Origin of the sequence: Streptomyces tendae, from assembly GCF_014650435.1 — a bacterium.
Taxonomy (GTDB): Bacteria; Actinomycetota; Actinomycetes; order Streptomycetales; family Streptomycetaceae; genus Streptomyces; species Streptomyces tendae.
In genome coordinates this window covers 274,744-298,202 of the sequence record NZ_BMUY01000004.1, presented here as the reverse complement: position 1 = coordinate 298,202, position 23,459 = coordinate 274,744, and the positions used below count along the sequence as shown (strand labels likewise).

23 protein-coding genes and 1 pseudogene are annotated in these 23,459 nt (G+C 72.1%); 8 read left to right on the top strand and 16 right to left on the bottom strand.

Annotation, left to right across the window (positions count from 1 at the left end):
- Positions 1–5: 5 nt before the first annotated feature.
- The gene (locus IE258_RS13425; RefSeq protein ID WP_159323672.1) at positions 6–1,511 is read right to left on the bottom strand and encodes a SulP family inorganic anion transporter; all 1,506 of its coding nucleotides are present in this window, start codon (positions 1,509–1,511) and stop codon (positions 6–8) included.
- Between the two features lie 315 nt (positions 1,512–1,826).
- Between IE258_RS13425 and IE258_RS13420 the strand changes: the two genes are divergently transcribed.
- Positions 1,827–2,234 carry a MerR family transcriptional regulator gene (locus IE258_RS13420; RefSeq protein ID WP_373309749.1) on the top strand — a complete coding sequence of 136 codons (408 nt, stop codon included), beginning with the start codon at positions 1,827–1,829 and terminating at the stop codon, positions 2,232–2,234.
- Between the two features lie 26 nt (positions 2,235–2,260).
- On the opposite strand, the gene IE258_RS13415 is transcribed toward IE258_RS13420, so the two are convergent.
- The 3 genes from IE258_RS13415 to IE258_RS13410 all read right to left on the bottom strand — a co-directional run bounded on the left by IE258_RS13415 (position 2,261) and on the right by IE258_RS13410 (position 3,405).
- Positions 2,261–2,653 carry a VOC family protein gene (locus IE258_RS13415; protein ID WP_189743117.1) on the bottom strand — a complete coding sequence of 131 codons (393 nt, stop codon included), beginning with the start codon at positions 2,651–2,653 and terminating at the stop codon, positions 2,261–2,263.
- A 31-nt stretch (positions 2,654–2,684) separates the two neighbouring features.
- Positions 2,685–2,762 carry a hypothetical protein gene (locus tag IE258_RS42215; RefSeq protein WP_464863028.1) on the bottom strand — a complete coding sequence of 26 codons (78 nt, stop codon included), beginning with the start codon at positions 2,760–2,762 and terminating at the stop codon, positions 2,685–2,687.
- A gap of 130 nt (positions 2,763–2,892) precedes the next feature.
- A complete protein-coding gene (locus IE258_RS13410) occupies positions 2,893–3,405 on the bottom strand; it encodes a carboxymuconolactone decarboxylase family protein (protein WP_189743115.1) in 513 nt (170 codons plus the stop codon).
- A gap of 101 nt (positions 3,406–3,506) precedes the next feature.
- Between IE258_RS13410 and IE258_RS13405 the strand changes: the two genes are divergently transcribed.
- Positions 3,507–4,484, top strand: coding sequence for a pirin family protein (locus tag IE258_RS13405; RefSeq protein ID WP_189743112.1), 978 nt, complete (start codon positions 3,507–3,509; stop codon positions 4,482–4,484).
- 13 nt (positions 4,485–4,497) lie between these two features.
- On the opposite strand, the gene IE258_RS13400 is transcribed toward IE258_RS13405, so the two are convergent.
- Both IE258_RS13400 and IE258_RS13395 read right to left on the bottom strand, forming a co-directional pair.
- Positions 4,498–5,136: an HD domain-containing protein gene (locus IE258_RS13400; RefSeq protein ID WP_189743110.1), complete on the bottom strand. Its 639-nt coding sequence runs from the start codon at positions 5,134–5,136 to the stop codon at positions 4,498–4,500.
- 100 nt (positions 5,137–5,236) lie between these two features.
- The gene (locus IE258_RS13395) at positions 5,237–6,205 is read right to left on the bottom strand and encodes a GlxA family transcriptional regulator (protein WP_229892098.1); all 969 of its coding nucleotides are present in this window, start codon (positions 6,203–6,205) and stop codon (positions 5,237–5,239) included.
- A 118-nt stretch (positions 6,206–6,323) separates the two neighbouring features.
- Here IE258_RS13395 and IE258_RS13390 point away from each other — a divergent pair, with 118 nt between their 5' ends.
- The 3 genes and pseudogenes from IE258_RS13390 (at position 6,324) to IE258_RS41200 (ending at position 8,866) form a co-directional block, all read left to right on the top strand.
- Positions 6,324–7,154 (top strand): alpha/beta fold hydrolase, encoded by an 831-nt coding sequence (locus IE258_RS13390; protein WP_189743106.1) that lies wholly within the window; start codon positions 6,324–6,326, stop codon positions 7,152–7,154.
- 13 nt (positions 7,155–7,167) lie between these two features.
- Positions 7,168–8,478, top strand: a pseudogene (locus IE258_RS13385) (PAS domain-containing protein); the annotation flags it as partial.
- 88 nt (positions 8,479–8,566) lie between these two features.
- A complete protein-coding gene (locus IE258_RS41200; protein ID WP_229892096.1) occupies positions 8,567–8,866 on the top strand; it encodes a SpoIIE family protein phosphatase in 300 nt (99 codons plus the stop codon).
- A 30-nt stretch (positions 8,867–8,896) separates the two neighbouring features.
- On the opposite strand, the gene IE258_RS13380 is transcribed toward IE258_RS41200, so the two are convergent.
- Positions 8,897–9,508 carry a CGNR zinc finger domain-containing protein gene (locus tag IE258_RS13380; protein WP_189743104.1) on the bottom strand — a complete coding sequence of 204 codons (612 nt, stop codon included), beginning with the start codon at positions 9,506–9,508 and terminating at the stop codon, positions 8,897–8,899.
- A 72-nt stretch (positions 9,509–9,580) separates the two neighbouring features.
- Here IE258_RS13380 and IE258_RS13375 point away from each other — a divergent pair, with 72 nt between their 5' ends.
- Positions 9,581–10,510, top strand: a complete 930-nt coding sequence (locus IE258_RS13375) for a ketopantoate reductase family protein (RefSeq protein ID WP_189743102.1) — start codon at positions 9,581–9,583, stop codon at positions 10,508–10,510.
- Between the two features lie 13 nt (positions 10,511–10,523).
- Here the strand turns inward: IE258_RS13375 and IE258_RS13370 are convergent, their stop codons facing one another.
- Positions 10,524–11,393, bottom strand: a complete 870-nt coding sequence (locus tag IE258_RS13370) for an alpha/beta fold hydrolase (protein ID WP_189743100.1) — start codon at positions 11,391–11,393, stop codon at positions 10,524–10,526.
- Between the two features lie 145 nt (positions 11,394–11,538).
- Between IE258_RS13370 and IE258_RS13365 the strand changes: the two genes are divergently transcribed.
- Positions 11,539–12,048 carry a CGNR zinc finger domain-containing protein gene (locus IE258_RS13365; protein ID WP_189743098.1) on the top strand — a complete coding sequence of 170 codons (510 nt, stop codon included), beginning with the start codon at positions 11,539–11,541 and terminating at the stop codon, positions 12,046–12,048.
- Between the two features lie 56 nt (positions 12,049–12,104).
- Here IE258_RS13365 and IE258_RS13360 read toward each other — a convergent pair whose 3' ends face one another.
- The 8 genes from IE258_RS13360 to IE258_RS13325 all read right to left on the bottom strand — a co-directional run bounded on the left by IE258_RS13360 (position 12,105) and on the right by IE258_RS13325 (position 22,466).
- Positions 12,105–12,923 carry a siderophore-interacting protein gene (locus IE258_RS13360; RefSeq protein ID WP_189743096.1) on the bottom strand — a complete coding sequence of 273 codons (819 nt, stop codon included), beginning with the start codon at positions 12,921–12,923 and terminating at the stop codon, positions 12,105–12,107.
- Between the two features lie 15 nt (positions 12,924–12,938).
- On the bottom strand, positions 12,939–15,227 hold the full coding sequence (locus IE258_RS13355; protein ID WP_189743094.1) for a glycoside hydrolase family 3 N-terminal domain-containing protein: 2,289 nt from the start codon (positions 15,225–15,227) through the stop codon (positions 12,939–12,941).
- On the bottom strand, positions 15,224–17,158 hold the full coding sequence (locus IE258_RS13350) for a glycoside hydrolase 5 family protein (protein WP_189743092.1): 1,935 nt from the start codon (positions 17,156–17,158) through the stop codon (positions 15,224–15,226). The genes IE258_RS13355 and IE258_RS13350 overlap by 4 nt, the downstream gene beginning before the upstream one ends.
- Positions 17,159–17,225: 67 nt before the next feature.
- Entirely contained in the window at positions 17,226–18,269 is a 1,044-nt protein-coding gene (locus tag IE258_RS13345) for a LacI family DNA-binding transcriptional regulator (protein ID WP_189743090.1), read from the bottom strand.
- On the bottom strand, positions 18,266–19,093 hold the full coding sequence (locus tag IE258_RS13340) for a carbohydrate ABC transporter permease (protein WP_003978411.1): 828 nt from the start codon (positions 19,091–19,093) through the stop codon (positions 18,266–18,268). Before IE258_RS13340 ends, IE258_RS13345 begins: the two co-directional genes overlap by 4 nt.
- A gap of 14 nt (positions 19,094–19,107) precedes the next feature.
- Positions 19,108–20,049: a carbohydrate ABC transporter permease gene (locus IE258_RS13335; RefSeq protein WP_189743088.1), complete on the bottom strand. Its 942-nt coding sequence runs from the start codon at positions 20,047–20,049 to the stop codon at positions 19,108–19,110.
- Positions 20,050–20,131: 82 nt separating this feature from the next.
- Positions 20,132–21,421, bottom strand: a complete 1,290-nt coding sequence (locus IE258_RS13330) for an ABC transporter substrate-binding protein (protein ID WP_189743086.1) — start codon at positions 21,419–21,421, stop codon at positions 20,132–20,134.
- Positions 21,422–21,566: 145 nt separating this feature from the next.
- Positions 21,567–22,466, bottom strand: coding sequence for an NAD-dependent protein deacetylase (locus IE258_RS13325; protein WP_189743084.1), 900 nt, complete (start codon positions 22,464–22,466; stop codon positions 21,567–21,569).
- A gap of 125 nt (positions 22,467–22,591) precedes the next feature.
- Between IE258_RS13325 and IE258_RS13320 the strand changes: the two genes are divergently transcribed.
- Complete coding sequence (locus tag IE258_RS13320) at positions 22,592–23,422, top strand: PP2C family protein-serine/threonine phosphatase (RefSeq protein WP_127892021.1); 831 nt, start codon at positions 22,592–22,594, stop codon at positions 23,420–23,422.
- Positions 23,423–23,459 lie beyond the last annotated feature (37 nt).

Here is a 23,459-nt window from a genome sequence, read left to right as displayed (position 1 = left end):
GACGGTCAGTGGTTTCCGGCGAGTGTGCCGCCCAGCCGCTCGCGCATCAGGGTGCTGTGCTCGTTGAGGCCGACGATCTCGACGCGCTTGCCGCGCTGCGCGTACTTGGTCTCGATCGCGTCCAGTGCGGCGACGGACGAGGCGTCCCAGATGTGGGTGGCGGACAGGTCGATGACGACCTGGTCGGGGTCGCCGGCGTAGTCGAAGCGCGTGACGAGGTCGTTGCTGGAGGCGAAGAACAGCTCGCCGGTGACGGAGTAGACGACCTGGCCGCCGTCCGGGTCGGTGACGGAGGTGACGTCGGCGAGGTGCGCCACCCGCCTGGCGAAGATCACCATGGCGGTGACGGACCCGACCACGACGCCGATGGCGAGGTTGCTGGTGGCGACCACGACGGCGACGGTGACCACCATGACGAGGATCTCGCCGGCGGGCATCCGCCGCAGGGTCCGCGGAGCGACGGAGTGCCAGTCGAACGTCGTGAACGACACCATGACCATCACCGCGACCAGGGCGGCCATCGGGATGTCGGACACGACCGGGCCGAAGACGATGCACAGGACCATCAGGAACGAACCCGCCAGGAACGTGGACAGGCGGGTGCGCGCGCCGGACACCTTCACGTTGATCATCGTCTGGCCGATCATGGCGCAGCCGCCCATGCCGCCGAAGAAGCCGGTGACGATGTTGGCGACGCCCTGACCGATCGACTCGCGGGTCTTGTCGGAGTGGGTGTCCGTGATGTCGTCCACCAGCTTGGCCGTCATCAGCGACTCCATGAGCCCGACCAGCGCCATGGCGAGCGCGTACGGGGCGACGGTCGTCAGCGTGTCGAGCGTGAACGGCACGTCCGGCAGCCCCGGCACCGGCAGCGCGTGGGGCAGCTCCCCCTTGTCGCCGACGGTGGGTACCGCGATGCCGGCCGCCACGGTGACGACCGTCAGGATGACGATGGATACCAGCGGCGCCGGGACCACCCTGGTGATCCTGGGGAAGAACACCATCAGCACCAGGCCCGCCACGACGAGCGGGTACACGGGCCAGGGCACGTCGGTCATCTCGGGCACCTGCGCCATGAAGATGAGGATGGCCAGGGCGTTGACGAAGCCGGTCATCACCGAGCGCGGCACGAAGCGCATCAGTCTGGCCACCCCGAGCGCGCCGAGGACCACCTGGAAGACACCGGCGAGTATGACCGCCGCGACGAGGTACCCGAGCCCGTGCTCACGGTTCAACGGGGCGATCACCAGGGCGACGGCACCCGTGGCCGCGGAGATCATCGCGCGCCGGCCGCCGACGATCGAGATGGTGACGGCCATGGTGAACGCGGCGAACAGGCCGATCTCCGGATCGACCCCGGCGATGATCGAGAAGGAGATGGCCTCGGGGACCAGGGCGAGGGCGACGACGAGTCCGGCGAGGACCTCGGTGCGCCACACCTTCGGGTCGGAGATCCAGTCGGGCTTGAGGCCGCGCAGGCGCGCGGCGGGGGAGAGCACGTCAGCAGACAAGAGGGAGGTACCTGTCGTGGTCGGGCACACCCGGCGGCGAGGGGCGTGCGGGGGAGCGCGAGAGCCGGACCGGCCGTGCGCGAGGCCCGCGCGTCGGCGGACCGAACGGGTGGAGACGGCGCGCCGACAGGCGGACGCCGCGCCGCTCAGTGGCGAAGCATCACGGCGGACAGGCGGCGGCGCGGGGCATCATCGGCATGCGCTCGCTCTCTCCTGCCGGCGTCGGTACGGGACCCGGCAACTCTACCCTAACGTTACGGTAGGGATCCCGGCCGTCCCGACGACGGCGGGACGGACGAGGAGGAAGGCGCGGGCGTGAACGGCGGGCACATGCAGATCGGCGAGGTGGCGTCCAGGACCGAGTTGTCGCTGCGCACGATCCGGCACTACGAGGAGACGGGCCTGGTCGTCCCGTCCGCCCGCTCCCAGGGCGGCTTCCGGCTGTACACCGAGGCCGACGTCGCCCGCCTCATGGTCGTACGCCGTATGAAGCCGCTCGGCTTCACCCTGGACGAGATGCGCGCCCTCCTGGAGGCGACCGACCGCCTGGACCTCGGTGACGAGCTGTCCGCGGACGAACGCGAGCGGCTCCTGGAGCGGGTGCGCGGCTTCGAGCGGGCGGCCCGGCAGCGGGTCGCCGACCTGCGCACCCGGCTGGCGCGCGCGGAGGAGTTCGCCGCGACCCTGGCCGACCGGATCGAGAACGCGACGGCCGGGACGTAGCGGACGCGCGGCCCGGCCCCCGTCCGCTACCGGACCTGCATGATCTGGATCAGGTTGCCGCAGGTGTCGTCGAGGACGGCCGTGGTGACCGCGCCCGTCTCCAGCGGCTCCTGGGTGAAGTGCACCCCGAGGCCGCGCAGCCTGTCGTACTCCGCCCGTACGTCGTCCACGGCGAAGGAGGCGGCCGGGATGCCGTCCTCGGCCAGCGCCGTCCGGTACGGCCGCACCGCGGGATGGGCGGAGGGTTCGAGCAGCAGCTCGGTCCCTTCGGGCGCCTCGGGCGAGACCACGGTCAGCCACCGGTCCCCGCCCGCCCCCACCGGCACGTCGTGCTTCTTCAGGAAGCCCAGCGCCTCGGTGTAGAAGCGCAGAGCGTGGGCCTGATCGTCGACGAAGACACTGGTGAGGTGGATCTTCATGGAGTCATCTCCGGTCTGCGGGCAGGTTGTCCTAGGACTGGGGCCGCCGGCCGTGGTTGGCGGGGTGGTTGCGGCGGGCCTTCTTCTTCCGGCGTCGCTTCGAGGACATGCGTGCCTCCTTCGGAAGACGTCTGCTCGGTGCGTGTCCGTGTTCGTGTCCTTGTCAGTGCGCATCCGTGGATGCCGTCCGTCCACGATTCCACGCACGGCCGGGCGGTGCCATTCGGATCACCCGGCGGTCAGGCGGGTGAAGCGCCGCGCACCGGGTGCTTGCTGAGGACGGAGACCCGGTTGAAGGCGTTGATGCTGATCGCCACCCAGATCACCGCGGAGATCTGGTCCTCCGACAGGACGCCCCGCGCCTGCGCGTACGCGGCGCTCTGCGCGCTCGCGTCGGCGGGATGCGTGGTGGCCTCGGCGAGGGCGAGCGCGGCGCGTTCGGCGGGCGAGAACAGCTCGGTGTCGCGCCAGGCCGGCAGCACCCCGAGCCGCTGGGTCGTCTCACCGCCCCGCAGCGCGGCCCTGGTGTGCACGTTGAGGCAGTAGGCGCAGGCGTTGAGCTGGGAGACGCGGATGTTGACCAGTTCCACGAGGGTCCGGTCGAGTCCGGCCGCCGCGGCGACGCCTCGAACGGCCTCCGCCGTGGCGCGCAGTGCGTTGTATGCCTCGGGGCTCTGCTTGTCGATGAACACGCGTCGCTCTCCGGTACTTCCGGCGGTGTCTGCATCGGTGCGTACAGGCGTCTGCGTCATGCGGGGGTGCCCTCCGTTGCGCCTTGGCGTTCGTCACGTCCTATCATCGAACCATAGAAGTTGAAAGTGAAACTTTCAGGGGCGAGTGGGAGGACGAAGCGGTGAGCAACACGGAAGCGCATCCCGCCGAAGTCGGGTGCGGGGCACGGGAGAACGGCACACCCGCCGCCGGTGTGGAGATCCTGACCGCGCGGGAGGTCCCGCTCGGCGGGCCGCGCGCCATGACGGTGCGCCGCACCCTGCCCCAACGGGCCCGGACGCTGATCGGAGCCTGGTGCTTCGCCGACCACTACGGACCCGACGCGGTCTCGGAGTCGGGCGGCATGAACGTCCCTCCCCATCCGCACATCGGCCTCCAGACGGTCAGCTGGCTGTTCAGCGGGGTGATCGAGCACCGGGACAGCCTGGGCAGCCACGCGTACGTCAGACCGGGCGAGGTGAACCTGATGACGGGCGGCCGCGGCATCAGCCACTCCGAGGTGTCCACGCCCGACACCACGGTCCTGCACGGCGTCCAGCTCTGGGTGGCGCTGCCCGCGGAGCACCGCGACACCGCCCCGGACTTCCAGCACCACGTGCCCGCCCCGGTGGCCCTGGACGGCGGCGAGGCGCGCGTCTTCCTCGGCTCGCTCGCCGGGGACACCTCGCCGGTCGACACCTTCACGCCCCTGCTGGGCGCCGAGGTGACCCTGGCCCCGGGCGCCGCGGTGACCCTGGACGTCGATCCCGGCTTCGAGCACGGCGTCCTCGTCGACACCGGCGACGTACGCGTCGACGGCACGGCCGTACGCCCCGCCGGACTGGCGTACGCCGCACCGGAACGGCACACGCTCGCGCTGACCAACGAGAGCTCCGGGACCGCCCGGGCCCTGCTGCTCGGCGGCCCGCCCTTCGACGAGGAGCTCGTCATGTGGTGGAACTTCGTCGGGCGCACCCACGACGAGGTCGCGGCCGCCCGCACGGACTGGGAGAACGAGTCCGAGCGCTTCGGCCGGGTCGAGGGCTACCCCGGCGACCGGCTCCCGGCGCCGGCGCTCCCCAACGCCACCCTGTCCCCGCGCAGGAACCCCGCGCCGTAGACCGGGAGCGGGGTCACTCCGGCCAGGCGGAGTTCTCGATCACCTCGACGAAGTCCGTGCGCCGGAAGCCCGGCACGAAGTGCTCCAGGACGTCCGCGTTCACCGTGCCGAAGGTGGTGTCCGGACGGTGCCTGAACCCGTCCGTGAACGCCTGGAGGATCTGCTTCTTGAAGTCCGGGCGGGGGTGGACGGCGGTGACCGCGTCGATCTCCGCCCGGGTGATGCGGCTCAGGTGCAGGCCGAGCACGTCCGTCTCGACGCCCGCGGTGGTCGCCGCGATCTCCGGTGCCAGCTTGTAGGGGACCTCGGGGGTGGTGTGCAGCGCGACGGCCGTCCACACGGTGCCCGCGTCGGCCTCGGGCACGCCGTGGGCCAGCAGGAACGCCCGCGCCTGGTCCGCGCCGTCCATCTCGAAGCGCTGGTCGTCGCTGCGGTACTGAGGCACCAGGCCGGTGTCGTGGAAGAGCGCGGCGACGTACAGCAGCTCGGGGTCAGGGCGCAGACCCAGGGCGGCGGCCTGGAGGCTGCCGAACAGGTAGACGCGCCGCGAGTGGTGGAAGATCAGGGGCGGTGTGGTGTCACGGACGAGTTCGGTCGCCTCCCGGGCGAGCGAGCTGTCGGGGACGTCGACTCCGGCGATGGTCTCGGTCATGGCGGTCCTCACGGGTCGGTGCCTGTCGTGTCGGTTCCCACCCTGTGCCGGACGGCCGGGCCGTGTCCGCTCCCCGATGGCCGGGTGTCCTCGAAACCGGTCATGACTCCCGCGCGGTGGTGGCGAAGCGCTGCTGGTAGCGGATGGGGGACAGGCCCAGGTGCCGGGCGAAGGCGCGGCGCAGACTCTCGTAACTGGGAAAGCCCGATCGGGTGGCCGCCTCGGTGGCGTTGTGCCCGGCGTCGAGCAGGGCCTTGGCCAGGTCGAAGCGGACCAGTTCGACGTACTTCGCCGGCGTCGTGTCCAGCTCGGTGCGGAACATGCGCGTCAGATGGCGTGGACTGACCCGCACGCGCGCGGCCAGGGCCTCCAGGCCGTGGTCCGCCGTCGGGTCGCCCTGCACCGCCTCCTGGACCAGACGCAGCACCGGGGTCCGGGGAGCCGGACCCTGGAGCGAGGCGGAGAACTGGGACTGGCCGCCGGCCCGTTGCATGTACACCACCAGCGAGCGGGCGACCCGACGGGCCAGCGAGGGACCGTGGTCCTCCTCCAGCAGGGCGAGTGCGAGGTCGATGCCCGCGGTCACGCCGGCGGACGTGTACGTGGTGCCGTCCTTCACGAACAGCGCGTCCGGCTCGACCCGGGTCGCCGGGCACCGGCGCGCCAGTGCGTCGGTGTGCTGCCAGTGCGTCGTCGCGCGCCTGCCTTCCAGGAGGCCCGCCGCGCCCAGGACGAAGGCGCCGGTGCACACCGAGGCGACGCGCCCCGCCCGGTGTGCCAGGGCCTTCGCGGCCGCGCCGAGAGCGGGGTCGACGGGGGAGGCGGGCAACGCGTCGCCGCCGACCACGACCAGGGTGTCGTAGGCCGCGGCGGCCTGTGCGCCGGTGTCCGCCGGCACCCGCATGCCGATGGACGAGGACACCGGCGACCCGTCCGGCGAGACGATGCTCAGGCGGTAGTCGGCGCCGAACCGGTTGGCCTCGCTGAAGACCTCCGCCGGTCCCGACAGGTCGAGCAGCTTCATGCCGTCGAACACGAGGACGCCCACCCTGTGCGGTCCCGCTGCCATTGCTTCCTCCGCCATTCGGTTCTTCAAGACCTGGTCAGTATGAGTGAAAAATGAGGTATGTCGGTTATCGGCGTAAGGTGGCGGGCGGGGATCAGTCGCACACGCGGAAGGATCAGCCATGGGTAAGGTCGCCACCTCCGACGGCACGGACATCTTCTACAAGGACTGGGGGCCGCGCGACGGACAGCCGATCGTGTTCCATCACGGCTGGCCCCTCAGCGCCGACGACTGGGACAACCAGATGCTGTACTTCCTCTCGCACGGCTACCGCGTGATCGCCCACGACCGCCGCGGTCACGGACGGTCCGGCCAGCCGTCGATCGGCCACGACATGGACACCTACGCCGCCGACGTCGCCGCCGTGACCGAGGCGCTCGACCTGCGGGACGCCGTGCACATCGGGCACTCGACCGGCGGCGGCGAGGTCGCGCGCTACGTGGCGCGGGCCGAGCCGGGCCGGGTGGCGAAGGCCGTACTGCTCAGCGCCGTGCCGCCGGTGATGGTCAAGTCCGCGTCCAACCCGGGAGGTACGCCGATCGAGGTCTTCGACGAGTTCCGCGCCGCCCTCGCCGCCAATCGCGCGCAGTTCTACATCGAGGTGCCCTCCGGACCGTTCTACGGCTTCAACAGGGAGGGTGCGAAGGTGTCCCAGGGCCTCATCGACAACTGGTGGCGGCAGGGGATGAGGGGCGCGGCCAACGCGCACTACGAGTGCATCAAGGCGTTCTCCGAGACCGACTTCACCGAGGACCTGAAGCAGATCCGGGTACCGCTCCTCGCCGCGCACGGCACGGACGACCAGGTCGTGCCCTACGCCGACGCGGGGCCGCTGTCCGCCGAACTGGCCCAGAACGGCACCCTGAAGACGTACGAGGGATTCCCGCACGGCATGCACGCGACGCACCCGGAGGTCATCAACCCGGACCTCCTGGCCTTCGTGAAGTCGTAGCCCGGGAGCCGGCGTGAGCGGGATCCCGGAGGGCGAGGCGGGCCCGGCGCTGCACGCCCTGCTGACCGACTCGGTCGTCGGGCTCGCCGTCTGGAACACCGACCTGCGGTGCGTCTGGGTCAACGACACCCTCGAACGCTACGACGGCATCGCCCGCGAGCGGCGGCTGGGCCGTCGCCCGCGGGACTCGCTGACCGGCGACGCCGACGAACTGGAGGCGCTCGTACGGAGGGTGCTGACCACCGGCCGCTGCGTCACCGGCCGTGAGTACCGGGTCCCGGTGGAAGCGGGCAAGCGCCGCGACCGGGCCTTCTCGGCCTCCTTCGTGCGCCTGCACGACACCGACGGCCGCACGCTGGGCGTGTGCATGCTGATGCTGGTCGTCACCGACCGGCGCTGGGCGGGCGACCGGCTGGCCGTGGTCAGCGAGGCCGGCACCCGCGTCGGCACCACCCTCGACGTCATGCGCACGGCACAGGAACTGGCCGAATTCACCGTGCCGTTGATCGCCGACTACGTCACCGTCGACCTGACGGAGGCGGTGCGGCTCGGCGAGGAGCCGCTCGACCGGCTGGGCCGCTCCCAGGGGCGCGTCCCCAAGTTCCGGCGCGGGGGCAGGGCCTCGGTCCACACCGGCTCCCCGGAGTCCCTGTGGCTGAACGGCGAGGTCGTCTACGTCCCCGAGACCTCGCCGTTCATGCAGGTGCTGTCCTCGGGACGCGCCCTGCTGCAACCCGTGCTCGACCCCTCCCACGAGGCATGGCTGGCCGACGACCCGGCGAGGGCCGCGAAGATCCGTGAGTTCGGCATGCACTCGCTGCTGATCCTGCCGATCCACGCCCGGGGCGTCCTGCTGGGCGTGGCGGTCTTCGTCCGTACCTCGAATCCGACGCCGTTCGACGACAACGACCGGCTGCTGGCCGAGGAGTTGGTGGCCCGGGCGGCGCTGAGCCTGGACAACGCCCGCCGCTACACCCGGGAGCACAACACCGCACTCGCCCTCCAACGCAGTCTGCTGCCGCGCCGGGTGCACGGCGGAACGGCCATGGAGGTGGCCGCCCGCTACCTTCCGGCGGACCCGGAGGAAGGCGTAGGCGGCGACTGGTTCGACGTCATCGGCCTGCCGGGCGGCCGGCTCGCACTGGTGGTGGGCGACGTGGTCGGACACGGCGTGAACGCCGCGGCCACCATGGGGCGCCTGGGCATGGCCATCCGCACGCTCGCCGATCTCGACCTGCCGCCGGGGGAGGTGCTGACCAGACTCGACCGGACGTTCATCCGGCTGACCGAGGACGAGGAGGAGGGCGGCAGGGAGGTCGCGACCATGAGCGCCACCTGCGTCTACGCGGTCTACGACCCCGCGACCCGGAGGTGCACGCTGGCCCCTGGCCGGGCATCCGCCGCCCGCCGTCGTGCACCGGGGCGGCGACTTCTCGTTCCCGGACCTGCCGCACGGCCTTCCCCTCGGAGTCGGCCTGCTGCCCTTCCCCACCGCGGAGTTGGAGCTGCCCGCGGGCAGCCTGCTCGCCCTGTTCACCGACGGACTCGTCGAGGAGCGCGACCAGGACATCGAGGTCGGACTGCACCGGGTGGGGCGCGCCCTGACCGGGAGCGCCTCCTCCCTGGAGGAACTGGGCACGGCGGTGATCGGCACCCTGCCCACCACCCCGCCGCCCGACGACGTCACCCTGCTGCTCGCCCGCGGCCGCTGAGCGGACGCCCCGCTCGACGGCGTGCGGACCTCAGGGTGCCGCTGCCCGCAGGCGGCGGCCGGCCGCCTTGGCCTGGTTGCCGCAGCGGCGCATGGAGCACCACTTGCGCGGCCGGCCGCCACCGGGGTCGAGGCACAGCATCCGGCACACCTCGGAGGCGCAGGCGGTCAGCCGGGACCGGCGTGCCTCGTCGGTCACGAGATCGATCAGGTCCCGTGCGACGAGCGACAGCAGGGCTTCCTCGGTCAGCGGTCGGCTGCCCTTCGGCACCCACCCGCCCTCGGCCGTCAACTCCAGTCGGGGCGCCGGAGGTTCGGCCCCGGCCAGCAGATTGACCAGGTCGACCGACTCCTGCCGCGGCCGGTGCGCGTCGAGGGCGGCGGAGGCGATGTCGTGGGCGGCCGCGCGCAGCGCGTGCAGCGACTCCAGGACGCCCTGGGGGTCGTACCCGTCCTCCAGTGTCACCCCCACCCCCCGGCACCAGGCCCTCAGACGTGCTGCGTCGCCCATCCGCTCGACGGGGCGCTCGGGCCTGCGGCCCACGGTGGCCACCAGGTCCAGGCACAGGGTTCCCGCGTCGAAACGAAGCTCCCGCAGTCGCGCGGTGAGCCTCCTGCGGGGCTCGCGTTGCTCGGCGTCCATGGTTCTATAGTAACCATTGAGACGGTTACTAAGAGACTGTCAGACGGTTGCCAGGAGAGTGGGGGCGGAGTCATGCGTATCGCGGTGATCGGGGCGGGCGGCGTCGGAGGCTATTTCGGGGCCCGGTTGGCCGCCGCGGGGAACGAGGTCACCTTCGTGGCCCGCGGCGCCCACCTGGAGGCCGTGCGCCGGTCCGGACTGGTCGTCCACAGCCCCCTGGGCGAGTTGCGCACCCCGCCCGACTCCGTCGTGGGGAGCATCTCGGAGCTGGGCCCCGCCGACCTCGTCCTCGTCGCCGTCAAACTGTGGGACACCGAGGACGTCGCCGACCAACTCCGGTCCTCGGCGGCACACGCGGCGCCGGTGCTGTCACTGCAGAACGGGGTGCACAAGGACACCGTCCTGCGCGGCCGGCTGACGGACGAACAGGTCCTGGGCGGGGTCTGCTTCATCTCCGCCTTCATCGAGGAACCCGGCGTGGTCAGGCACAACAGCGCCCTGCAGAAGGTCGTCCTCGGCCCCTACCGGCCCGGCCAGTCGGCGACCAGCCGGAACGTGCTCGCCGCGTTCAGGGACGCGGGGATCGAGGTCGAGGCGAGCGACGACATCGAGCGGGCGATCTGGGAGAAGTTCGTGTTCCTGGTGGGTCTGTCGGCGACCACGGCAACCGTCCGCGGGCCCATAGGAGTCGTCCGCTCCAACGAGCAGAGCCGACGACTCCTGCACGACGTGATGGCCGAGACGGTGGCCGTGGCGCGGGCCTGCGGAGTACACCTGGACAGTGACTTCGCCGAGGACCGCCTCGACTTCTGCGACACGCTCCCCGAGGCCATGACCTCGTCCCTGCACAACGACCTGGAGAACGGCAACCGCCTCGAACTGCCCTGGCTCAGCGGGGGAGTCGTCGACCTCGGCGACCGCCTCGGCGTGCCCGTCCCGCGCAACCGGACGGTGGCCGACATCCTCGCGCCGCACGTCCTCGGCCGGCCAGCCGGGTCGTGACCGGCGCGGGGCTCTACTCGCCGACCCGGGCGAGGAAGTCCCGCATACGACCGGCGATCTCCTCCAGGTGGGTCTCCAGGGCGAAGTGCCCGGTGTCGAGGAGGTGGATCTCGGCGTCCGGGAGGTCGCGCCGGAACGCGTGGGCGCCCTCGGGGCCGAAGATCTCGTCGTTGGCCCCCCACACGGCCAGCAGCGGCACCCCGGTCTCCCGGAAGTAGGCGTGGAGCCGGGGGTAGAGGGCGACGTTGGTCGGGTAGTCGCGGAACAGCGTGAGCTGGACCGCGTCGTTGCCCGGCCGGTCGAGCAGGGCCTGGTCGAGGGTCCAGGTGTCGGGGCTCACGAGGCTCTGGTCGGGCACCCCGTTCAGGTACTGCCAGCGGATCGCCTCGGGCGTCAGCGCGGCCCGGGCGGGTGCCTCGGTCTCGGGGGTCGGATCGTCGGTGTAGGCGAAGAGTCCGTCCCAGAACTCCTTGACGAACCCGTCGGTGTAGCCGTTGCCGTTCTGCGTGACGATCGCGGTGACGCGGTGCGGGGTCCGGATGGCGATCCGCCACGCCACCGGCGCCCCGTAGTCCTGCACGTACACCGCGAAGCGCGCCACGCCGAGCAGGTCCAGGAGGCCGACGGTCACGTCCGTGAGGGAGTCGAAGCTGTAGTCGAACGCGTCGGTCCCGGGCATGGCCGACAGTCCGAAGCCGATCATGTCGGGTGCGATCACGTGGTAGGTGTCCGCGAGCTCCGGGATCAGGTTGCGGAACATGTGGCTGCTCGTCGGGAAGCCGTGCAGCAGCACGACGGTCGGCGCCTGCGGGTCACCGGCCTCCCGGTAGAAGACGTCCAGACCGTCGACGGTGGCGGTCCTGTGGTGCACGGCGACACTCATGGCAACCCCTTAAGTGATTTTTGGTGGTTAGTAAGAGTCCAGCACTTCGGGGGTAACCTGTCAAGCGCATTTTAAGGGTTAGGTGGAGTGCGGTGAGGAGTGTTGTAACCTGCCAATGTCAGCGAAATGGTTAGGGGTGAAGGCGGTGGCCGACGGAGCCGCGGAGGACGTCCTTCTGGAGCTGCTCAACACGACTCCCGTCGTGCAGGGCTCGGTGAGCGACGCTCTGGGCACGCCCGCCGAGGGCCGCGCGTGGACGCGCCGCCACGGCGGTACCGGGTCGGACGAGGAACTCGTCCTCCTGGTCGCCGCGCGCGATGCCCTCCAGGACGTCGTCCGGGGGCGACGGGACCCCGCGTGCCTGGGTGAGTTCCTCCAGGGCGTCAGCAGGGTGCCGGCCGTCGAGAACGGCAGGCTGGAATGGACCCTCCGGGCCCCCGAGGCGCACCGTCTGGCCGTCGAACTGGTGCTGACCTGGGCGCACGTCGAAGAGACCCGGCCGGGTCGGCTCAAGGCGTGCGGCAATCCGGAGTGCCGGCGCTTCCTGCTGGACCGGAGCAAGCCCAACAGCGCCCGCTGGTGCTCCATGGCCGAGTGCGGGAACCGGATGAAGGCCCGGCGGCACTATCAGCGGGTCAAGGACTCCCAGGCGTAGTCAGGGGACCGGGGTGCGGACACGGGGCTCCCGGTCGTGGGGGAGTCCGGCCGGCGTCAGGCCGCCGCCATCGCCTCGTGCTTCCAGAACCCCGAGAAGGTGATGCGCTCCTTGGGCAGGCCCAGGCGGTGCAGGTGCCTGCGTCCCTCGGTGGCCAGGGTCGACTCGCCGACGACGAAGGCGTATCCCGCCGCGTCGGCGCGGGTCAGCCGGCGCAGCTCGCTGAGTGCGGCGGCACCGGGGACCGAGGTGCCGTCCCGGCGTACGACCCAGGAGACGGTCACACCGGCCGGGGCGTTCAGTTCGCGGCGGTCGGCGTCGGTGGGGATCTCCTGGATGAGGCGTCCCACGGTGCCTTCGGGGAGCGAGCGCATGATGCTCGCAGTGGCGGGCAGCCCGGTCTCGTCGGCCACCACGGTGACCTCGGAGGCGTCCTTCGGGCAGTCGAAGAGGACGCCCTGGTCGAGCAGGGCGAGTGTGTCCCCGGGGCGGGCGCCGCAGGCCCAGATCGCGGCCCTGCCTTCGACCTCGCCGGCGGGGCCGCGGTGCACGACGAAGTCGATGTCCAGCTCGGCCGCCGCCCTGCGGTAGTCGGCCACGGAGTAGTTGGCGCAGTGCGGCCGCTCCTCCTCCGGGATCGCGAGATACGGCTGCCACCACTGCGAACCGGTGAACTCCGGCAGCCGCAGCCCGTGTTGGTGGGGCAGCGGGAAGAACAGCCGGAACCAGTGGTCGTACCCCAGCCACGGGAAGCCGCCCAGTCCCGGGCCGGTGACCGTGACACGCTGCATGGACGGGGAGACCCGCTCGGTCCGCACGACGCGGGCGTGGAACATCTCCGGGTGCTGGGGCGTGAGCCGCCGAACCTTCGCCATGAAGGCAAGGCTAGCCTAAGTTTCACCCAATGCCGAGTCCGTGATCTCCAGGCGGACGCCCGTCGTCCGGTCGGACGCCGGGCCCGTCTCCAGCTCGACCACTCCCGGCTCCACGGTGAGCCGCAGGTCGCGCCCCACCGAGGCCAGCGTGTCACGGCCCACCTCGAAGACCGCCTCGGCCTCGTCGCCGGGCGCGATGCTCAGCCGGACGAAGCCCCGCAGCTCGCGCACGCGCGGCCAGGACGTGCCCCCGGACAGGCGGCGCACATACAGCTGCACCGTCTCCTCGGCCGGCCGGCCCCCGGTGTTGCGGACCGTGACCCGGCACGTCAGACGCGGGTCCCGCGCGCAGACGCACGAGTGCGACAACCTCGGTGTCCCGTACGTGACGCTCGTGTACGACAGGCCGTGCCCGAAGGCATGGCGCGGACCGGCGCCCTCGTCGACGTACCCGCGGTAGCGGTGGTCCTTGCCGTTGTAGTAGACGGGCAGTTGGGCGGCCGACCGGGGCACGGAGACCGGCAGCCGCCCGCGCGGCTCGGCGTCGCCGAACAGCACCTCGGCCACGGCGCGCCCGCCCCGCGGCCCCGGATACCAGGCGCTCAGCACCGCCGACGCGGGCGCGTCCAGGTCGGGCAGGGCGTGCGGACGGCCCTGCACCAGTACCACCACGACCGGGGTCCCGGTCGCCGACACCGCGGCCAGCAGGGCCCGTTGCGCGGGCGGCAGCGCCAGGTCGGCCAGGTCGACCCCTTCGCCGCAGGTCATGCCGGACGGTGTTCCGGCACCGGTGACGGCCGCCCCGTTCGCGTCGAAGACCGTGTCCGGGGTACGGGCACTGGAGCCGCCCAGCACCAGCACGGCCACGTCGGAGCCGGCCGCCAGGGCGACGGCCGCGGGGACGTCCGACACGTCGTCACCCACCAGGGCGCACCCCCGGTCGTGGACCACCTCGGTGCCGGGCGCCACCGCCGCCCGGATGCCCTCCAGGACGGTGATCCCGCCGCCGGGCCGCTGCGGCGCCGTGTAGTCGCCGATCTGCTGCGCGACGGAGTCGGCGTTCGGGCCGAGCACCGCGATCCGCCGCACCGCCCGGGGCAGGGGGAGCACGCCGCCCTCGTGGGCGAGCAGGGTCACCGACGCACGGGCGATCCGCTCGCCCAGCTCGGCGGGGTCCGGGAGACCCGCCGTCTCGGACCGGGCCGGAGGCAAAGGGTGTTCGAACAGGCCCAGACGGAACTTCAGCGTGAGGACCCGCGCCACCGCGGCGTCCAGCGCCGACTCGGACACCAGACCCCGTTCCACCGCCTCGCCCAGCCGCGTGAAGGAGGCGTCCCAGAGGCTCAGGTCGCACCCGGCGTCCAGGGCGAGCGCCCCGGCCGACACCGGATCGCCGGTCAGCCGCACCAGCCGGTCCACCGCCGTGCCGTCCGCCATGACGACACCCTCGAAGCCCCACTCCGTGCGGAGCAGGTCGGTCAGCAGGTACCGGTTCGCGATGCAGGGCAGACCGTCGAACTCGTTGTAGGCGGCCATCACCCCGGCCGCACCGGCGGCCACCCCGGCCCGCGCCGCAGCCAGGTGCACCTCGTGCAGTTCGCGCGTCCCCAGCTCCGTCGCCGCGCTGTTGCGGCCGCCGACGGTGGCGCCCTGCCCGGCGAAGTGCTTGAGGACCACGGCCACACCCGCCCGGCGTGCGCCCTCGACCAGGGCCTCGGTCATTCGCGCGGCGAGGTACGGGTCCTCGGCGAAGCACTCCTCGCTGCGTCCCCAGCGTGGATCGCGCACCAGGTCGAGGGCGGAGACCAACGCGATGTGCGCGCCGCGCGCCCGCAGTTCGGCGGCCGCCCCGGCCACCGCGTCGGCGTACAGGTCCGGGTCCCAGGTGGCACCGACCGCGAGGTTCACCGGGAGCACCGTGCCGTCCAGCGCCTGGTGGCCGTGCGGCATCTCCTCGACCAGCAGCACGGGTATGCCGAGCCGGGTGTGCTCCATGACGTGCCGTTGCACGTCCGCCGCCGTGCGCGCCCCGCTCCCGGCGTCGAGGCCGTCCGCGAAGCCGACGCCCGACCAGGCGTCGGCCCGCTGCAGCCCGTACAGCGCGCCCATGCCGTCGAAGGCGGCGACCTCGGCGCGGAAGGCGTCGGTGAGCCGGTGCCCCTCCCCGGCGCGCTCGTAGGCGTCCCAGCCGTACATGCGCTGGTTGACCTGACCGACCTTCTCCGCGAGGGTCATGCGGCCCAGCAGGTCACGGACGCGGTCCAGCACCGGCGCGGCGGGATCGCGGTAGCGGGGGAGGGTCATCGCAGCTCCAGCACCACTACGCCGTACGCGTCGAGCGCCACGTCCTCGACCGGGTGTCCGTCGGCCAGGTCGTGCAGCTTCCCCTCGGCGGCCGGGCGGACCACGAGCGGGTCGGGGCTCTGGCTGACCAGCCACACGAAACGGCGCCCGTCGGCGTGGGCGAGGACGTCCGCCGAGACGTGCGGATCGGCGACCGTGACGGGGCGGCGCACGCCCGCCACCTGCGCGAGCGCGGCGTACAGACGGTGCGTGACATCGGGGTTGACGCGCGCCGTGCGGGCCGCCATGTGCTCCAGGGGATAGGTGGCCAGAACCGTCCGGCCCACCCCGGTCTCGTGCACGATCAGGGCCGGCCGCCCGTGGGCGTCCACCGCGACGACCCGGCCGGCCCGCGGTACGACGGGCAGGTAGGCGCGGCTGTCCTCGTTCCCCGCGACCGGGAGGCGCAGCACCTCGCCGGCCCGCAGGTCGCCGAAGTCCTCGGTGAACGTCATCTCCAGCACGTCGTCCTCGATCGGCTCGGCGACGCCGTACGACAACTGCAACTCGACGCCGAAGAACCCGTCGAGGTCGTCGAACCAGGGACCGCGGGTGGCCGGGTGTTCGCCGGAGCAGAAGGACAGGTACACGGTTGCGCCCTCGGCGGCCCGGCGGGCCAGCTCCCGGCGGGTGCGGGTGGTGAGCTGCCGGGTGGCGGGAAGCAGGTAGAGCGACGCCTCGCCCGGCAGTCCGTCGGCCTCGCGGGTGAGGGCCACCGGCAGGTCGGCGGCGTGCGCGGTGACGTAACCCTGGTGCAGGGACGTGAAGATGAGCGGCCGGTCGGCGGGACGGCTGTAGGGATAGCCCCGTTCGAGGAAGGCGGGGACGACGAGGGCGGCGTCCGCGTCCGTGCGGGAGCAGCGCCGGAAGTCCACGGCCTTCAGCACCTCGGCGAAGGCGGCCAGTTCCCGCAGCGGCTCCTTGGGGGCACCGGTGGAGTCGGTGATGCCGAAGTGCATCTCGAAGGGGTGGTGGTCGTAGGGGGACTGGTCCCACAGGCCGTCGTAGTCGGTGTTGTTCCAGGCGAGCCAGCCGGTCGCGCCGCCCAGCAGGGAGTTGTGCAGCGTCTGCCGGTAGAAGATGCCCGCGTTGGCGGCCGAGACCGTGTCGGTGGACAGTCCGAACTCCTCCAGTACGACGGGCTGCCCGGTCACCGCCGCCAGCTCGCACTCGAAGGCGGCCCGGTAGTGCTGCCGCGGCCGGTCGGTGTCCGAGCGGTACACGTGCGGGCCCACGAAGTCGACGTACTCGGCGGTCTCCCGCAGCGAGAAGCCGTTGTCGCGGCCGGTGACCTCGATGCCCCACGCCCCGTCGCCCAGCGACACCGGCTGCGTCGCGCCGGCCGCCCGGACCGCGTTGCACATGGCCTGCGCCCACGCGGTCACCACGTCAGAGGACGGGGGATCGACCTGGTAGATCCGCCCGTACCCCGGCATCTCGTTGGTGATCAGCCAGCCGGTGACCGCCGGATGGTCCTTGAAGCGGCGCGCCATGCGGGAGACGAACCACGCCTGCCGGCCCACCATCCACACGTCCTCGTACAGGTCGCGGTTGCCGCGCCAGACCGGGTCCCAGTTCTCGCCGGACATGTGGCCGACGATGAAGGTGGGTATGGTCCCCATCCCCGTCTCCGTGTGCGCGTCCAGAAAGTCCTCGAAGCGTGCGCACAGTTCGTCGTCGATCCGGTCGGGCTCCGGGTGGAAGTCCGGCCAGTAGAAGAAGGACCTGGTCGTGTTGAGGCCGTGGTCGGCGAGCACGCGCAGTTCCTCGCGTACGGTCTTCGGGTCGTAGTTCCGCCACATCAGCGGGCCGCCGGTGCGGGACCAGAAGTTGGCGCCGAGCCAGGGCAGGACGTCGGTCTGGTGGGTGAGCTGGGCGCTGTGGCGTCGCATGGTCCTTCTCGGGTGGTGGGGTGCGGATGGTGCGTGGCCGCGGCGACGTGCCGCGACCCGGTGGTGGTCAGGTGGGGGCGGGCCCCGTGGACTCGCGGACGACCAGGCGCGGCCGTTCGGCGAGGGCGGTCTCCTCGACCTCCTCGCCGCACAGGGCGAGCAGCATGCGCGCGGCCGCCGCGCCCACCCGCTGCACCTGCTGGTCGACGGTGGTCAGCCGGGGGTGGAGCCAGGAACCGAGCGGCAGGTTGTCGTAGCCGACGACGGACACGTCCCGGGGCACGGTCAGTCCGGCGCGCTGCGCGGTGCCGATGCCGCAGACCGCCATCGAGTCGTTGGCGTACACGATCGCGGTGGGCCGGTCGGCCGAGTCGAGGAGCGCCTCGGTGGCGCCCACGGCGCGCCGCTCGCTGAAGTCGGTGGGCAGCACCGCGAACGGGCGCAGGCCCGCCTCGCGCAGGGCGCCCTCGAAGGCCGCCCGGCGCACACGGGTGTGCTGGAGCTCGGGCGGCCCGCTGACGTAGGCGATCCGCCGGTGGCCGAGGCCCAGCAGGTGCGTGACGGCCTCGGTGATCCCCGCACCCTGCTCGCGCAGTCCGACGCGCGGCACGACGGCCGTGTCGTCGGGCGATCCGAGCAGTACCGCGGGCAGCCCCAGGCGGGCGAGCAGCGCGGGCCGGGCGTCGTCGTCGCGGGCGTCGGTGAGCACGGCGCCGTCCACCCGGCCCTCGGCCGCGAGCCGCTCGTACAGCGCGTTCTCCTCCCGGTGACCGCTGACCAGGTGCAGCAGCAGACCGTAGCCGCGCGGCGCCAACTCGCCCTCTATGCCGGTGATCAGCTCACTGAAGTGCGGGTCGGAGCCCAGCACGTCCGTGGGGCGCCGCACCACCAGGGCGAGGCTGCGGGTGCGTGCGTTGCGCAGGGCCGCCGCGGAGGCGCTCGGCGACCAGCCCAGCTCCAGCGCGGCGTCGAGGATCCGGCGGCGCGTCGCCTCGGAGAGCCGGCCCTTGTTGTTGAATGCCTGGGAGACGGCGGCCGTCGACACCCCGGCCGCCGCCGCGACCGCCTTGATCGTGGGCCGGCGTCCGGCCCGCTCGGTGGAGACGCTCACATCTTCACCGCCCCGCTGACCAGGGCCTGCTGCATGCGCTTCTGGAGCAGGGTGTAAACGAGCCACACCGGCACCAGGGTCAGCACCGTGCCCGCCGTCAGCACGCCGTAGTCCGTGCCGGTGATCGACTTCAGCGTGGGCAGGGCCACCTGGACCGTGCGCTGCGCCGGGTCCGGGCCGATGATGACCAGCGAGTACAGGTACTCGTTCCAGAAGGTCAGGAAGTTCAGCAGCAGCACCGTGGCGATGCCCGGCAGGCACATCGGCGTGTACACGTGCCGCAGCACCGCGAAGGTCGACGCCCCGTCCAGCCGGGCGGCCTCCTCCATCTCCGGCGGGATGGTGCGCATGAACTGCACCAGGATCACCACCGACAGCGGCAGCGCCGTCGCGGGCAGGAACAGCACCATGAAGATCCGGGTGTGGAACAGCCCGGTGGCCGCCGCCAGGAGGAAGGTGGGGAAGAGCGCCGCGAACGTCGGGATCAGGAAGCCGAGCGAGAAGACCTTCTCGACCACACCCGCCAGCCGCCCGGTCGAACGCGCCAGCGCGAACGAGGCCGGGATCGCCAGCAGCAGGGTCAGCGCCAGCGAGAACACCGTCACCAGCGCCGAGTTGACGACCGCGAGCCCGAGGTCGGCGCTCTCGAACGCGGTCCGGAAGTTGCCGAGCCCCAGGGAGGACGGCGGCGCGAAGGGGTGCGCGAAGATCTCGTCGTTCGACTTGAACGCCGAGGCCAGGAAGTAGTACAGCGGGACGACGAGCAGCACCGCGTACGTCCACACCAGGATGTGGGCCGGGAGCCAGCGCTTGCCGAGCTTCATCAGTGCTGCTCCGATCAGTAGTTCTGGCGGAAGACGCGGCGGATCGTGAGCAGCCCGACGAGTCCGACGAGGAAGAGGATGACGCCGACGGTCTGGCTGTAGCCGAGGTCGGCGGCGATGAACGCCTTCTGGTAGACGAGGAACGACAGCGTGGTGGACGACGTGCCCGGACCGCCCTGCGTGAGCAGCAGCACGTGCTGCGCGGAGCCGAACAGCGTCCACAGGAACTGCAGCATCGTCACCACGCCGACGTAGTCACGGATGACGGGGAAGTGGACCGACCACATGGTCCGCCAGTGCCCTGCCCCGTCGAGCTGCGCGGCCTCGCCCAACTCGTCCGGCACGCTGCCCAGCCGGGCGGCGAACAGTACGGCGGTGAAGCCGATGCCCGCCCAGATGTCCAGGGCGATCAGACACGCCAGGGCCGTCGACGGCGAGGCCAGCCAGGCGTCGGCGAGGGAGCCGAGGCCCACGCTCTCCAGCCCGCCGTTGAGCAGACCGTCCGGGGAGAGGGCCGCGTAGAACACCATCGCCTTCGCGGGCGTCGAGATCAGCCCCGGGATGAAGAGCAGGTACCGGATGACCCGGTGACCGGGCGGGCGCTGGGCCACGTAGTACCCCAGCATGAACGCGCAGACGATCATCACCGGGACGGCGACGGCCAGTTGCACGGCGGTGTTGCGGACCGCGTCCCAGAACACCGGGTCGTCCAGCACCACGCGCACGTTGTCCAGGCCGGCGAACGAGACCGGCTGGAGCATGCCGGGCCAGTGCAGGGCCGCGATCACGAAGATCGCGAGCAGCGGCCCGACCATGAAGACCAGGTACCACACCAGCGCGGGCACCGCGAGGACGGTGCCGCCCTGCCGGGGCCGGCGCGAGGCCGGGGCGGGGGAGGCGGGCGGGGCGGACCTCGGGGCCGCGCTCCCGTCCGGCGTCGTCGTGAGCGTCGTCATGCGGTGACTCCCGGAGAACGGGTGGAACGGGGGAGGGGGACCAGGGAAACCCGGGCCGCGGGGCCGGGGGCGTCGGGGCGGCTCATACGGACCGGTACGCGGACTCGAGGGCGGCGCGCACCCGGGCCGGGCTCGTGCCCCGGGTGAAGGACGTGCTGGTCGCCGTGATCAGCGGCTGCGCGGCCGCGGGCGGCACGTACACGTCGGGCAGCAGGACCTGGCTCACCTCGGAGCCCAGCCGCTGGGCCGCCCCGACCAACGGGAAGCCGGTGGAGACGGCGTCCGTGCGCAGGGCCATGTCCCGGCCGCTCTCCGTCACGAACCGCGCCACGACGTCCGGGCGGTACATGAACCGCAGGAACTTCTCGACCTGCTCGATCTTGCGGACGCCGTTGGGGCTGATCCAGAATCCGATGAGCGTGTAGGCGCGGATGACGGTCGGACCGTCGTGCACCGCCCCGTCGGCCAGCGGCCAGCCGCCGACCTCCGTGTGCCGGGCCACATTCTCGGGCACCTTGGCCAGGGCGGAGGACATCGCCGACTGGACGGCCGCCTCCTTGGTGTTGAACTGGGTGGTCATGGAGTCGGAGGTGAGGCCCTGGGCCTTGTCCGCGAACACCCCGGCGTCCCGCAGGTGCGTGAAGTACTCGATGCCCCGGCGCGCACCGCGACCGGAGAAGTCACCCGTGGAGTAGACGTGCCGGGCCTCCTCCTGGGACAGGAACGTCTGGATGATCTGCGCCAGCAGCTTCTGGCCGGTCCAGTCGTTGCCGCCCACGGTCACCGGGGCGATCCCCTTGGCGCGCAGCTTGCGGGCCGCTGCGATCAGCTGGTCGCCGGTGGTGGGGATCGCGGCGACGCCGGCCCGGTCGAGCAGGGCGCGGTTGTAGGCCACGGGCCAGTTCGTCGCGAAGTAGGGGAAGGCCCTGACCCTGCCCTCGTCGTCGGTCCAGTCGGCCAGCGCGGCGGGCAGGACCCGTCCGCGCAGCCCCCAGTCGTCGAGGTAGGGCTTGACGTCGACGGTCGCGCCCACGTCCGTCCAGGCCAGCGTCTTGTCGTAGAGGTTGACCATCACGACGTCGGCCTCCTTGCGGGCCAGCCGTGAGGTCTCGTAGACCTGGGCGAGGTCGTCGCCGTTGACCAGGTTCTTGACCTTCACCCCCGGGTTCTCCTCGCGGAAGCGGTCCACGGCCGCGAGATACGTGGGGGAGCCCGGCGCGGTGGTGCCGAGCTGGGTGTGGACGACGAGGGTGTCCGGGTCGGAGTCCGCCGACGCCAACGACGAGCAGCCGGACAGAGCGGGCAGGGCAGCGGCCGCGGCCAGACCGGAACCGGCGGCGAGCAGTTCGCGCCGCGTCAGCGATGAGCGCACAGGGGTGGTCTCCAACCAAGCGGTTAACGATTGGTTAATCGATGTACCTCGTGAGGTGCGAGGACTGTATGGAGTGGAGGGACCACGGTCAAGGGGGTGGCGTGGGGAGATTCCGTATCCGCGGCGGGGGTGCCGGCTTGCCTGGTCAGGCCTTCGCCGCGGCCCCGACGGAGAGGCCGAGCCGGTCGGCGACGGTCGTGAGGGCCGGCCCCAGGCCGAGCGCGACCCGGGCGACGGCCAGCCGGTCGCCGCGGGTGGCGTCGCGGTTGACGATCAGGACCGGCTTGCCCGCCTCGGCCGCCTGGCGGACGAAGCGGAGCCCGGACATCACCGTCAGCGAGGAACCGAGGACCAGCAGCGAGGACGCCGCGCGCACCAGCTCGCGGCAGTGCTCGACGCGCTGCGGCGGCACGTTCTCGCCGAAGAACACCACGTCCGGTTTGAGGATGCCGCCGCAGACCGTGCAGGGCAGCACCCGGAAGTCCCCGACCTGCTCGTCGGTCAGATCCGCGTCGCCGTCCGGGTTGATGCCGGCGGCCACCGGCGCGAAGCCCGCGTTGGCCTCCTCCAGGCGCCGGGCGAGTTCGCGGCGCGGGCTGTAGGCACCGCAGGTCAGGCAGACGACGCGGTCCAGGCTCCCATGGAGCTCCACGACACCCTCGCTGCCGGCGGCCTGGTGCAGACCGTCGACGTTCTGGGTGATCACGCCGGTGAGCAGACCGTGCCGCCCGAACGCCGCCACCGACCGGTGCCCCGTGTTGGGACGGGCGCGGCCGAAGGTGCGCCAGCCGAGGTGACTGCGTGCCCAGTACCGGCGGCGGGCCTCGGGGTGGGAAGTGAAGTCCTGGTAGGTCATCGGGGTGTGCCGGCTCAGGCTCCCGCCCTCGCCCCGGTAGTCGGGGATGCCCGACTCCGTGGAGATACCCGCCCCGCTGAGCACCAGCACGCCCCCGGCGCGCAGCGCGTCGGCGACGGGCGCCAGGTCCGTGGTGCCCGGCGGCAGGTCCGCCCCCGGGGTCCAGCTCAAAGTGGGCCGCATGCGCATGCGGCAAGGGTACGGAACGCGCCGCGCTTCCCGGCGTGGCGGGGCGCATCGTTGGGTGACAGACTTGCACTGTCCAGGGGGGCCGAGAGGCTCCTGCCGGGAGGCGGCCTGGCGGGGAGTGGTCGATGTTCCGCAAACATCCCGCACCTGACGGGGAAGAGCTGCTGGCCCGGCTGGCCTCGCTGACCACACAGGCGAGGGAGCTGGCCGAGCTGCGGCGTTCGCAGGTGGAGCTGGCGATCGCCCTGCAGCGCGACATGCTCCCCGCGGACCTGCCCGCCGTACCCGGCATCCACCTGGCCGCGTGCTACTCGCCCGCGTACGCCGGACTCAACGTGGGCGGCGACTGGTACGACGCCTTCACCCTCCCCGACGGCCGTATCGGCCTCTCCGTCGGGGACGTCCAGGGCCACGCCATCGACGCGGCGGCCTTCATGGGCCAGGTCAGGGTCGGCCTGCGGGCGCTCGCCTCGGTGACCAGCGAACCCGGCGACCTCCTCGCCTGCACCAACGAACTGGTCCTCTCCCTCAACAAGGACCTGTTCGCCACCTGCACCTTCATGCGCTACGACCCGGCGACCGGCCTGCTGGAGAGCGCCCGGGCCGGCCACATCCCCTGCGTCCGGGCCACGGCGGACGGCCGGGCGGAGGTCTGCCGGGACGAGGGCGGACCTCCGCTGGGAGTCATGGAGGGCACCGAGTACCCGGTGACCCGGTACCGGCTCGGCACCGGCGGAGTGTTCGTCCTGGTCACGGACGGCGTGGTGGAGGGCCCCTCCCTGAGCGTCGACGAGGGCCTGCAACGGGTGGTGCGGCTGGCGGGCCTCGCCGCCGTCGTCGGCATGGAGGCGCACGCGCTGGCGGCCGCCGTACTGAAGAACGCCGAGCTGATCGGACACGAGGACGACGCGGCCGTGCTCGTCGTCGGCCACGACGGGCGGGGCGTTACGCCGTAGGGCGCCACGGACCACCTCTCACCTCGCCGACCAGGCG